Origin of the sequence: Microbacterium tenebrionis (assembly GCF_903645325.1) — a bacterium.
Classification (GTDB): Bacteria; Actinomycetota; Actinomycetes; order Actinomycetales; family Microbacteriaceae; genus Microbacterium; species Microbacterium tenebrionis.
In genome coordinates, this window is record NZ_CAHJXQ010000003.1 from 68920 (window position 1) to 80866 (window position 11947).

Genomic DNA, 11947 nt, shown 5'->3' on the forward strand with positions numbered 1-11947 from the left:
GCACATGACTGCGCACTCCTACGGCATCGTGTGGAACCCTTCGAAGATCGACGAGGACACTCTCAGGGCGGCGGTCGCCGATCATCTCGGTGATGACGTGCGCTGGTGGGCGACCAGCGAGGAGGACCCGGGGGGCGGAATGGCCGAGGACGCTGTCGCCGACGGATGCGCCACGGTGATCGCCGTCGGCGGCGACGGCACGGTGCGAGCGGTCGCCGAGGCTCTCGCCGGGACGGACGCGGCGCTGGGCATCGTCCCGCAGGGGACGGGCAACCTGCTCGCGCGCAACCTCGAGGTGCCGCTGGATGACATCCCGGCGGCCCTGCGGCGGATCGCGCAGGGCGACGAGCGCCGCATCGACCTCGGGTGGGTGCGTCACGGCGACGAGGACGAGCGCGCGTTCGCCGTCATGGTCGGCTTCGGCGTCGACGCGCAGATGCTCGTCGAGACCGACGACGACCTCAAGAGCAGGGCCGGCTGGCTCGCGTACGTCGAGGCCATGGGGCGGGCCATGGCCGGTACGGAGATGACCGAGGTGTCGGTCACGATCGACGACGACGAGCCGCAGGAGGTGCGCGGACACACGATGCTGATCGGGAACTGCGGCATGGTCCAGGGCGGTCTGCGCCTGTTGCCGGACGCGAAGCTCGACGACGGTCGCCTGGATCTGCTGCTGGTGAGCTCGGAGGGCGCGCTCCAGTGGATCGACACGGTCCGCTCCGTCGTGTGGGAGAACGGCATCCGCCGCCTTCTCACCGGAGGCGAGTCCGCCGTGAGTACGGACTCGACGCACTTCCACACGGCCGAGCGCGTGCGGGTCGAGCTGGCGCGGCCTCAGCAGTTCGAGATCGACGGCGAGGAGGTCGGAGAGGTCTCGGTGTTCGAGGTCCGGGTGCAGGCAGGCGCGCTGCGCGTGCTCTGAGACGCGCAGAGGCCGCCCCGATCGAACCGGGGCGGCCTCTGCGCTGATCGGGCGTCAGAGGCCGAAGTACAGCTCGTGCGGGAGTCGGGAAAGTGTAGCCGCGGATTCACGCAGATTCCCGCGCCCGCGAACTGGATGGAGTTGCCACTCGCGGGTCACCAGCAGCATGAAATCAGCACACGCCCCGCTCAAATGCGGAGAGCCATTTATCTCTGCAGTGAACCCCCGGCCCGTCTTCGGCGCCTCGTGCCACACATGCCTTCCCGCTCGGGTTGCGGCGGGCCATAATTCGCCTTTCACGTGCCCGGCTTGCCGTCTTCGGAGCTGGGCCTTGACACCCTTGCACCGGGTACCCCCGCATCAGTACCGCACCTGCCGCTGGCAGTCGATGCATCACCTGTCCGAACGGAATCGACCGGCCCCACGCTGATCACTGCTCCCACACCGCCGAAGCACTTCAACCGATCCGTCACTGCAGCATCATCGAGAAGCCGTCCTCGATACCGGCAGGTCCCGGGCCCGCTGGCTGTGATGTCTTCGCGCTGGCGGCGTCGGCGGGGAGAGGGTTTCGCAGTGAGCAGCACCGCTCTTTCCGGGATCGAGGCGACCACCGAATCCGGCCCGCGGTGCTGCACGAAACCTTGGGGGCTCCATCGAGCCAGTAGCAATCCGGCCGTGGTTGCCTCATCATGGAGCGGTGACTGCTGAGCGTTGCGGATCCACCGCCGATCCTGCCGAACCCCTTTCCGATGCCGAGCTGCTCATCGGCCTGGTGGTCTCACCATCCCTGAGTGCGGTGCTCGGCCCCGAGGTCACCACCTCGGTGCGCCAGATTTTGGTGCAGCGGTATCCGGGAGTGCGCTGGCAACTGAAGATGGCCGAAGACCGGCTGGTCGATCCACCCACCGAGACCTTGGACCTGCTGGAGGCGGCCCGAAACCGAGTGCTGGAGGAGAACTGGGATTTGGCCGTGGTGCTCACCGAGATCCCCCTGAAGACCGGCCGACGTCCGGTGCTCACCCAGCTCAGCCCCGTGCACGGGGTAGGACTGGTCTCCGTCCCAACCCTGGGACCCGTGCACGTGCGGCAGAAGGTGCAAGAGACCACCGCGCACGTGGTCGGGCAGCTCCTGGGCTACGACGCCGAAGACCGCAACGCCCAGCGGGATCTTGCTCGAAGAGCCCACCAGCTGTCCACCGATCTCGACGAACGCCCGGACGACAACGTCGTGCAGTTCACGGCCCGAGTGCTGAGCGGCAACGTGCGGCTGCTGCTGGGCATGATCCGCGCCAACCAGCCTTGGGCCTTCGTGGCCCGGCTCTCCCGGGCGATGGTCGTGGCAGCGGCCACCGGCATGCTGACATTGGTGGCCTCGGACCTATGGGTATTGGCCATGGCCTACGGGCCGGTGCGCCTGGTCCTGCTGGCGGTGATGGCGATCGGGGCGGTGAGTGTCACCCTGATCCTGGGAGCCGACCTGTGGGAGCGCCCACGGCGGCGAGCCCAACGTGAGCAGGTGATCCTGTTCAATTTGGCCACCACCGCGACCGTGGCCATCGGGGTTGTGGTGTTCTACCTCGGCTTATTCATCCTGTCCTGGGTCGGCGCGCTGCTGCTCATCGACGAGCAGGTACTGGCCGGTATCGCCGCTCACCCAGTGAACGCTTTGGACTACGCGAAGATCAGCTGGCTCACCGCCAGCCTGGCCACCGTGGGCGGAGCACTAGGAGCTGGACTGGAGGACGACGATGTGGTGCGCGCCGCTGCCTACACCCGGTCCAGCACCTGACACAGCCCCAGACAGAAGAAACTGAAACATCTACGCGTTGATGCCACGTCTATGCAGGTGTCATTGCCGGTCGTGATGACTTGGTGGGCTCAGCGCAGTGCGCTGCCTCGTACTCGGCGGGTGGGGCGTTGCCGAGGCGGGTGTGCGGGCGGGCGCTGTTGTACCTGTCGATCCGGGATCCGCACCGCCCTGCCGGACGCGCGGATCGCAGTCGACAAGTGGCATCTCGTCGCCCTCGCCAACCTCATGGTCACCCAGGTCCGTCAACGGATCACCCGGCAACTGCACGGCCGCCGCGGCACCGCCACCGACAAAGTCTGGGCCAGCCGGCAACTGCTGCTCACCGGCTACGAGCAGGATCAGCAAGCAAGAACGACCTCGTGTACATCCGCAACGCACTGAAACCGGGGGCTTGACCCCTGATCTTGGACACGCTGATTCCAGCACGATGCTGGGGAAGCGAGAATCTGAGGGATGGCAAGGAAGAACTACACGGACGAGTTCCGGCAGCGTGCGGTGGATTTGTACGAGTCCACGCCGGGCGCGACGCTGAAAGCGATCGCGGCCGATTTGGGGATCTCCCGGGGTGCGTTGAAGGAATGGGTCGACAAGCTCGGATCCGGGACCGCTGCGGCCGGTTCGGTGTCGCCGCCGGTGTCGGTGCGGTCGGAGTCGCAGGCGGCGAGGATCATCCGGTTGGAAGCCGAGTTAGCGGTCTCGAGAGCGGAGCAGGTCAAGCTCGAGACGGAGCGGGACATCCTCCGTCAGGCGGCGAAGTATTTCGCTGCGGAGACGAACTGGTGAACCGCTTCCAGTTCGTCGAGGACCACAAGGACGCCTACGGCGTGAAGCGGTTGTGTGAGGTCATCGAGATCGCCCGGTCCTCGTTCTACGCGTGGCTGGCCGCAGCCCCGGGACGGGCCGCGCGAGCCGCGGACGACGCCCGGTTGGCGGCACGGATCCGGGTGCTGCAGGACCCCGCGCAGGGTGGTGACCGCGCCTACGGGGCACCGAGGATCACTGCCGACCTCAACGACGGCGTCCCCGCCGCCGGGCGGGTGAATCATAAGCGGGTCGCTCGGGTGATGCGGGAACACGCGCTCGCGGGGATCCGACTGCGCCGCCGGGTGAAGACCACGATCCCGGACCAGTCCGGACGGAAGTTCCCCGACCTGATCGGGCGGGACTTCAGCACCGGGGAGCCGAACCGCAGGTATGTCGGCGATATCACCTACTCCCCATCGCGGACGGCAGCAACCTGTATCTGGCGACCTGCATCGACCTCGGGTCGCGCAAGCTCGCCGGCTGGCAGGTCGCCGACCACATGCGCACCGAACTCGTCGAAGGCGCTCTCCGCGGCGCGCACCGCGACCGCGGATCGCTGGCCGGCGCAGTGTTCCACAGCGACCACGGCTCGGTCTACGCGTCGAAAGCCTACGCAGCACTCTGCGAGCAGCTCAAGGTGACCCAGTCCATGGGCGCGGTGGGCACGAGCGCCGACAACTCGCTGGCCGAGAGCTTCAACGCCGCGCTCAAACGCGAGCTCCTCCAAGGCGCGTCGGCGTTCCCCGATCAAGCCACCGCCTACCGGGCCGTGTTCCGGTGGACGAACCGATACAACACGCGCCGACGCCACTCCGCGATCGGCCAGTGATGGCGCTCATCGAAATTCCCCAGAGTTGCTCATCGGAATTCCTCAGGTCGCGTGGTCAGGTTAGCGCAGGTTCGTGCCGGTCGTGACGCGGCGGAGTTCGTCTGCGGCGGTGGCGTGGTGGCGGAGCCGGTAAGAGGCTCCATCGAGGGTGATCACGACGGATCGGTGCAAGAGCCGGTCGAGCATGGCTGCGGCGACGGTGGTGTCGCCGAGGATCTCGCCCCAGGCTCCGACCGGCCGGTTCGTGGTGATCACGATGGAGGTCTTCAGGTAGCGCTGGTTGATGACCTGGAACAAGGCTGAGGCGGCCTCGCCGGGTAGTGGCAGGTAGCCAAGCTCGTCGATGATGAGCAGGGTCGGACCGGCGAAGAAACGCATCATCGTCGACCACTTGCCTTCGATCGCGGCGCGGTGGCAGCGGGCGGCGAGGTCGGCGGCGGAGGTGAAGTAGACGCGGTAGCCGGCGGTGACGGCGGCGTGGCCGAGGCCGGTGGCGATGTGGGTCTTCCCGACGCCGGGCGGGCCGATCAGGAGCACGTTGGTGGCGGTGTCGATGAACCGGCAGGTGCCGAGCTCGGCCAGCAGCGACCGGTCGATGCCGGATGCGGCGTCGTGATCGAAGTCGTCCAGGGTCTGCCCGGTGGGGAGGTTCGCGAAACGGAACCGGCCAGCCAAGCGGCGGGCGTCGGTGGCGGTGACCTCGACTCGCAGTAGGTGCTCGAGGGCTTGCGTCAGGGTCCATCCTTCGGCTTGCGCCTGGTCGAGGACGGCGGGGAGGGCGTCCGCGGCGTCGGCGAGTTTCAGGTCGGTGAGGTGGCCGCGCAGCTGTTGATAGACGCTCGCTGCCGTCGTGGTGGCTGTGGTTGTGGTCATCGGAGGGTGTTCCTGTTCTTCGCGGCCTGCTCGTAAGCGGCCAGGCTGATCACGGTCGAAGGCTGCGCTGCAGCGCTGGTGAGGGCTGCGGCAGCGCGCAGCGCGGCGCTGCCGGGTGGGATGCGTTCTTTGCGGCGGTGCGGGCGTCCTGGTGTCGCTGACGCCATCGCGATGGCCTCCAGTGCGGTGACATGGCCGCTGTCGCGGATCGTGACGCCGAGGCCGGGTTCGGCGACCTGGTGGCGGGCGACGACCGTCCCCGATGCGGTGGCGATGTCGATGATGTCCGCGCCGAGCCGCTGCCGGACCTCGACTTTCGCGGCGGCGAGTTCGGGCGGGACGGAGTAGCGATTCCCACGCCAGTCGATCAGCGCTTGCCGGGTCGCGGTGCGCTCCTCTGTGATGATCACAGGGAACACAACCGCAGGTAGCGGTCTGAGCCGCTCGTTCACGAACAGGGCGGACGCTGTCGTCGTCCCGAGCTCGCCCTCACGCCGCCGGTCGTCCTGCCCTGCGGCGAACGTGTTCAGGCTGGCCTGCGCTTGCTCGAGGGTGAGGTCGTCGGGCAAGGTCCGCCACCAGCGTTGCGCGGCGGTGTGATTGTTCTTCTCGACCACGCCCTTCCTGTTCCCCGACCTCGGCCGGCAGACCACCGCGGTGACGCCGTGGTGCTTCGCGAACGCGGCGAACTGCGGGACCAGGTCGCCGGTGCGGTGGTCCAGGACCGTCCGCATCCGGTCGAACCGCCAGGTCTTCGTGAGCCCGCCCAGCAGGGCGAGCAGGGTCGTCATCGCGGCGAGCAGGTGCGGGGTGTCCATCGACGGGGAGATCACGCCCCGCCAGACACCCGAGTGCGCGAGCGACCCGACCAGGACATACGCGGTCTTGCGGCCGAACCCCCAATGCGCGGGCGGGTCGGGCATCTCGACCCAGTCGAACTGGGTCTCCTCCCCGGGCGGGTGCTCGATGACCGCGTTTGCGCGTTTGGTGACGTGCGCGCACGCGGTGCACGCCGGACGCAGCCCGCGGGCACGAATCTGCCGCGTCAGCGTCGGATACGACCCCTCGTAACCGAGCGGTCGCAGCTCGTCGAGCAGCGTCACCGCCCACAGGTGCGGGTCCTCGGTCAGTCTCGCGGTGGCGTAGTCGACGAACGCGTCGAACGAGTCCGGGATGGTGCGCTCACGCATCCCGGGCTGACGTTCACCGTTCAGATACGCGCGGATGGTCTTGCGGTCATGGTTAGTGCGGCGGGCGATCTCGCTGATCGTCATCCCCTGCCGTTTCAGAGCGTGGATGTCCACGCTGCTCCTCTCTGAGAGCATGAGAACAGGGCCTTCCTCCGGCTGGTGTGTGGTCAGAGACCACCAGCATCGAGGAAGGCCCGCCTCATGCGGCGGAGCGACCCAGAGTGGGGAATTTCGATGAGCAGAACCGAGGAATTTCAGTGAGCGCCGTCACCAGATCACCCCGAACAGCTACGAGAACACCTACGCGGCCGCGAGATCAGCTACCCTCACGGAAGCGGCATAACCGAAATGACACCGTGTCCACGATCCGGGGTCAAGGCCCCCGCGCTTGTGGGAACTCCCGCCGCACGACATATGGCGCAGAACCTGATCCGGCAAGCGGAGTTTGGCGGAGCTATCCCCGACACCCATGCTGCAAAGCAGGCTGTTGTCGCCAGTGAGCCGTTGCTCATCGCCGACCTCATCGCGCCCCACTCAGGAGAGTTGGGCGTCTCGGCTGAAGTGCACGGTGTGCTCGACGGGATCCTTGAAGAGCTTCGCGCTAACGCGCTCACGGATGCCTCGGCGCGAAACGTTCAATCGCGCAGTGCGCTCGCGTCGATTTCGCTGCCGCTCACCTTGCAGGGGCTTCTCAATGCTGAAGTCGGGCTCGCGCTGGAGCTGATGTTCGGCGCGTTGCCACCGGAACGATGGGCTGCGGTGCCAGCGGTCAGCTACGCCGTCGCGCCTGATCTCACACGGGCTCCCGTCGGTGGGCTGCTGTAGCAGCGAACCGTCGAGCCAGCGCGTTGTTCGCCTGGGCAGAAGCGGGCATCCACGCTGTCCGAAGACCTGTCCGTTTACTCCCCGTAGCCGTCCGTAAACGTCCACAGATAGTCTGAGCCCCAGACGGCGATTGCCGCCTGGGGCTCAGTAAACTGCTGGGCTCAGAGACCGGAAGTGTGGCTCTGAGGGCCTGCGGGAATCAGACGCCGAAGTACAGCTCGTACTCGAACGGGTGCGGACGCTGGGCGATCGGGAGGATCTCGTTCTCGATCTTGTACGAGATCCAGGTCTCGATGAGCTCCTCGGTGAACACGCCGCCCTCGGTGAGGAAGGCGTGGTCCTCGCGCAGGGCCTCCAGCGAGTCCAGCAGCGAGTTCGGCACCTGCGGGATGTTCTTGGCCTCCTCGGGCGGCAGCTCGTAGAGGTCCTTGTCGACCGGCTCATGCGGCTCGATGCGGTTCTTGATCCCGTCCAGGCCCGCCATGAGCTGCGCGGCGAACGCGAGGTACGGGTTTCCGGAGGCATCAGGCGCGCGGAACTCGATGCGCTTGGCCTTCGGGTTCGAGCCGGTGATCGGGATGCGGATCGCGGCGGATCGGTTTCCGGCCGAATAGACGAGGTTGACCGGGGCCTCGAAGCCCTTCACCAGGCGGTGGTAGCTGTTGAGGGTCGGGTTGGTGAAGGCGAGCAGCGCCGGGGCGTGCTTGAGGATGCCGCCGATGTACCAGCGGGCGATGTCGCTGAGCTGGCCGTAGCCGGCCTCGTCGTAGAAGAGCGGCTTGCCGTCGTTCCACAGCGACTGGTGGGTGTGCATGCCGGAGCCGTTGTCGCCGTACAGCGGCTTGGGCATGAAGGTGGCGACCTTGCCCCACTGCTCGCACGTGTTCTTGACGATGTACTTGAACTTCAGGATGTCGTCCGCCGAGTGCACCATCGTGTCGAAGCGGTAGTTGATCTCCTGCTGACCGGCCGTTCCCACCTCGTGGTGCGAGCGCTCCAGCACGAAACCGGCGTCGATGAGCTTCAGCGTGATGTCATCGCGAAGATCGGCCGTCTTGTCGACGGGGGAGACGGGGAAGTAACCGCCCTTGTACGGGGTCTTGTTGGCGAGGTTGCCGCCCTCCTCCTCGCGGCCGGTGTTCCACGCGGCCTCCTCGGAGTCGACCTTGTAGAAGCTCTCGCCGGCGGTCACCGAATAGCGCACGTCGTCGAAGATGTAGAACTCCGCCTCGGGGGCGAAGAACGCGGTGTCGGCGATTCCGGTGGATGCCAGGTACTTCTCGGCCTTCTTGGCGACCTGACGCGGGTCCTTCGAGTAGATCTCGCCCGTGCGGGGGTTGTAGATGTCGAAGATCATGACCAGCGTCTTCGCCTCGCGGAACGGGTCGAGGTAGGCGGTCGAGACGTCGGGAATCAGCTGCATGTCCGACTCGTGGATGCTGGCGAACCCGCGGATCGAAGAACCGTCGAACAGCTGCCCATCGGTGAAGAACGCCTCGTCGACGGCCGATGCGGGGATGTTGAAGTGCTGCTGCACCCCCGGAAGATCGGTGAAACGGATGTCAAGGAACTTGACGTCGTTCTCCTTGATGTAGCTCAGCACCTCGGACGAATCGGTGAACATGTATCACTCCTGGATGACGCGGATCGGGGCCTTCAGGCCTGCCTGAACAGTAGGGCGAGGGGATTTCCCTCCCGTGTCCGCTTTGTTTCGGCCATGTTACAGAGCATCGATAGGATCGATCTGTGGCTGACCCGGTGAACACGTACCCAGGAGAGCGTCTCGGCTACCCCGCGGAGGGCCCGGGAAGCATCGCTCGGATCGGTCGCCGAATCGGCGCCCTGGCCATCGACTGGGCCGCTGCGGTGGTCATCTCGATCGCTTTCTTCCAGTACGACTCGCTGGCGACGCTCCTCATATTCGTCGTGGTGCAGATCCTCTTCATCCCGACACTCGGCGGCAGCCCGGGGCACCGCATCCTCGGCATGCGACTGGTGCTTGTCAACGGCGCCTGGGTAGGGCTGTGGCGGCCCATCGTGCGCACGGTCCTGCTGGCACTTGTCATCCCGGCCGTGATCTGGGACGCCGATCAGCGGGGCCTGCACGACAAGGCCGTCGGAACGGCCCTGATCAGGGCGTGATCCCTGAGCCTGTCGAAGGGCTCAGATGCGCCCGCGGTTGCGGCGGCGCATCTCCTTCGGAGCGCGTCCGCCCAGGAACGAACGGGCAGGGTCCACGATGAACCCCCGGCGGAGCGCCTCGCGGCCGATCAGCATCCGGAATCCCATCTCGTCGCGCTTGCTGAGCGTCACCTCCGAGACGACCAGCTGATCGACGATGCGGATCGCCAGGAGCACGACCAGGCGCTCCTGAATGTGCCCCGAGGAGCTGCGCACCTCACGGCGGTCGTGGATCGGGCACTCGACGATCGTGGCGTCCGCGTTCGTGTCCTGCCAGGGGTTCACGCGGAACCGCACCCAGGCCTCGCCCTCGCGCTCGAACTCGACCACGTCGAACGCGTGGAGCGATGAGGTGCGCGCACCGGTGTCGATCTTCGCTTTGATCCAATCGACGCCGGCATCGGGCAGGCTCACCCATTCACGCCACCCCGTAAGAGTGTTTGAATGAGATGTCTTAACCACGCGATACATCTTGGCAGGAAAACCACGTGAAGCTCGCCGTACTCTCCCGTGCCCCCCAGGCATACTCCACGCAGCGGCTGCGCGCAGCCGCACTGCAACGCGGACACCACGTGAAGGTGCTCAACACGCTCAAGTTCGCGATCGACCTCACCGCGGATGAGCCCGACCTGCATTTCCGTGGCAAGCCGCTCAGCGACTACGACGCGATCCTGCCCCGCATCGGCAGCTCGATCACGTACTTCGGCACGGCGGTGGTGCGGCAGTTCGAGCAGATGGACGTCTACACGCCGAACACGGCCAACGGCATCTCCAGCGCGCGCGACAAGCTGCGGGCGAGTCAGATCCTCTCCCGGCACAACATCGCGATGCCGGCGACGGCGTTCGTCCGCAACCGCGCCGATGTGCGTCCGGCGATCGAACGCGTGGGCGGCGCTCCCGTCGTCATCAAGCTGCTCGAGGGCACCCAGGGCATCGGCGTGATCCTCGCCCCGCAGGTCAAGGTCGCCGAGGCGATCATCGAGACGCTGCACTCGACCAAGCAGAACGTGCTGATCCAGAAGTTCATCTCCGAGAGCCGCGGCCGCGACATCCGCGCGCTCGTCGTCGGTGACCGCGTCGTGGCAGCCATGCGCCGGGTGGCGGCCGGAGACGAGTTCCGCTCTAACGTCCACCGGGGCGGCAGCGTCGAGGCCGTGCAGCTCGACCCCGTCTACGAGCAGGCCGCCGTCCGCTCTGCGCAGATCATGGGTCTGCGCGTCGCCGGCGTCGACATGCTCGAAGGGGACGACGGGCCTCTCGTGATGGAAGTCAACTCCTCACCCGGCCTGCAGGGGATCGAGCAGGCGACCAAGCTCGACGTCGCCGGCGCCATCATCGACTACATCGCGAACCAGGTCGCCTTCCCCGAGATCGACGTCCGGCAGCGGCTGACGGTGTCGACCGGGTACGGCGTCGCAGAGCTGCTCGTGCACAACGCCGCCGAACTCGTCGGCAAGACGCTGGGGGAGTCAGGGCTGTGGGAACGGGACATCACGGTGCTGACGCTGCACCGCGGCGTGAGCGTGATCCCGAACCCTCGCAAGCACGTGGTGCTGGAGGCGGATGACCGCCTGCTGTGCTTCGGCAAGCTCGACGAGATGCGCTCGATGATCCCCGAGCGCCGGCGTCGCCGGGCGAAGGTGCGCAGGCTTCCCAAGGAAGCGCTGAGCTGAGCTCCGCCGCGCTGGGCCCGCCGTGGCTCAGCGCGGACGCTGAGCGCGGACCTTGGTCGGGTCGATGCCCTTCGGGATGGGGAGGGAGCTCACCGACTGCGACACCGAGTCGATCCGGCGGATGACGGCCGCCATGGTCGTCTTGTCGATGGCGTTCGGCAGCTTCTTGATCGTCTTCGACAGGTCGGAGATCGACACGTCGTCGTCTCCGTGACCCACGTAGTAGACGTTCACGGGCACGCCGTTCGCCACGCGCTGCGCCTTGGAGCGCTCCTCGTTGATGAGGCGGGTCAGGCGGCCGCGGGCGCCCTCGCCGACGACGACGATGCCGCCGCGACCGATCGCGCGGTACACGGCCTCCTGCGTCTTCGGGTTGATGCCGACCGGAGTGTCGGAGGCCTGCCACTTGCGTCCGAGGCTCGTGCTGAGGATGTGACCGGTCGCGCCGGGCATGCCGTCGATCTTCTGGTACATCGCCGTCGTCGACAGGCGTGTCATGAGGAAGAGCGCACCGAGCACGCCGACCATCAGACCCGTGATCGCCCAGAGGATGAGAGACCAGATCTGGAACGGCGGGATCAGGTAGCCGACGACGAGGCCGAGGAGGATGCCGGCGACGAGGATCGCGATCTGCACCCACGGCAGCCACGGGTAGACCTCACGTGTGAACCGGAAGAGGGACTTGATCTGGGAGAAGAACCCAGGACGCTTTTCGGGTTCGGGAGCACGCTTAGCCATACCGACCAGGATACCGACTCCGTGGCCGCCCCACGCGCGCGTTCGCGGGCGGCGCACTCGTCCTGCACCGGGCGCCGCGCCGTGCACGCTGTCCACATTCGT

General features: G+C 66.8%; 11 protein-coding genes and 1 pseudogene. 7 read left to right on the forward strand and 5 right to left on the reverse strand.

Annotated features, from left to right (window positions below):
• The first annotated feature begins 4 nt into the window (after nucleotides 1-4).
• From HWX58_RS06495 to HWX58_RS06510, 4 genes and pseudogenes are all read left to right on the forward strand, one after another.
• Entirely contained in the window at nucleotides 5-922 is a 918-nt protein-coding gene (locus HWX58_RS06495; RefSeq protein ID WP_175986214.1) for a diacylglycerol/lipid kinase family protein, read from the forward strand.
• A gap of 697 nt (nucleotides 923-1619) precedes the next feature.
• The gene (locus HWX58_RS06500; RefSeq protein WP_175986215.1) at nucleotides 1620-2711 is read left to right on the forward strand and encodes a hypothetical protein; all 1092 of its coding nucleotides are present in this window, start codon (nucleotides 1620-1622) and stop codon (nucleotides 2709-2711) included.
• 75 nt (nucleotides 2712-2786) lie between these two features.
• Entirely contained in the window at nucleotides 2787-3113 is a 327-nt protein-coding gene (locus HWX58_RS06505; protein WP_227530962.1) for a transposase, read from the forward strand.
• 72 nt (nucleotides 3114-3185) lie between these two features.
• Nucleotides 3186-4365: pseudogene (locus tag HWX58_RS06510) on the forward strand (IS3 family transposase).
• A gap of 60 nt (nucleotides 4366-4425) precedes the next feature.
• Here HWX58_RS06510 and istB read toward each other — a convergent pair.
• Together istB and istA are read right to left on the reverse strand one after the other, a co-directional pair.
• Nucleotides 4426-5238, reverse strand: coding sequence for an IS21-like element helper ATPase IstB (istB, locus tag HWX58_RS06515; RefSeq protein ID WP_068476904.1), 813 nt, complete (start codon nucleotides 5236-5238; stop codon nucleotides 4426-4428).
• Nucleotides 5235-6542 carry an IS21 family transposase gene (istA, locus tag HWX58_RS06520; RefSeq protein ID WP_438268237.1) on the reverse strand — a complete coding sequence of 436 codons (1308 nt, stop codon included), beginning with the start codon at nucleotides 6540-6542 and terminating at the stop codon, nucleotides 5235-5237. Before istA ends, istB begins: the two co-directional genes overlap by 4 nt.
• A gap of 300 nt (nucleotides 6543-6842) precedes the next feature.
• On the opposite strand from istA, the gene HWX58_RS06525 reads away from it, so the two are divergent.
• A complete protein-coding gene (locus HWX58_RS06525) occupies nucleotides 6843-7253 on the forward strand; it encodes a hypothetical protein (RefSeq protein WP_175986217.1) in 411 nt (136 codons plus the stop codon).
• Nucleotides 7254-7452: 199 nt separating this feature from the next.
• On the opposite strand, the gene glnA is transcribed toward HWX58_RS06525, so the two are convergent.
• Nucleotides 7453-8877 carry a type I glutamate--ammonia ligase gene (gene glnA, locus HWX58_RS06530; protein WP_175986218.1) on the reverse strand — a complete coding sequence of 475 codons (1425 nt, stop codon included), beginning with the start codon at nucleotides 8875-8877 and terminating at the stop codon, nucleotides 7453-7455.
• A gap of 122 nt (nucleotides 8878-8999) precedes the next feature.
• Here glnA and HWX58_RS06535 point away from each other — a divergent pair, with 122 nt between their 5' ends.
• Nucleotides 9000-9395, forward strand: a complete 396-nt coding sequence (locus HWX58_RS06535; protein ID WP_227530929.1) for an RDD family protein — start codon at nucleotides 9000-9002, stop codon at nucleotides 9393-9395.
• Between the two features lie 21 nt (nucleotides 9396-9416).
• On the opposite strand, the gene HWX58_RS06540 is transcribed toward HWX58_RS06535, so the two are convergent.
• Entirely contained in the window at nucleotides 9417-9905 is a 489-nt protein-coding gene (locus HWX58_RS06540; RefSeq protein ID WP_175986219.1) for an ATP-dependent zinc protease family protein, read from the reverse strand.
• A 17-nt stretch (nucleotides 9906-9922) separates the two neighbouring features.
• Here HWX58_RS06540 and HWX58_RS06545 point away from each other — a divergent pair, with 17 nt between their 5' ends.
• A complete protein-coding gene (locus HWX58_RS06545) occupies nucleotides 9923-11107 on the forward strand; it encodes a RimK family alpha-L-glutamate ligase (protein ID WP_175986220.1) in 1185 nt (394 codons plus the stop codon).
• 27 nt (nucleotides 11108-11134) lie between these two features.
• Here HWX58_RS06545 and HWX58_RS06550 read toward each other — a convergent pair whose 3' ends face one another.
• A complete protein-coding gene (locus HWX58_RS06550; protein WP_175986221.1) occupies nucleotides 11135-11845 on the reverse strand; it encodes a DUF4191 domain-containing protein in 711 nt (236 codons plus the stop codon).
• Between the last annotated feature and the right edge of the window lie 102 nt (nucleotides 11846-11947).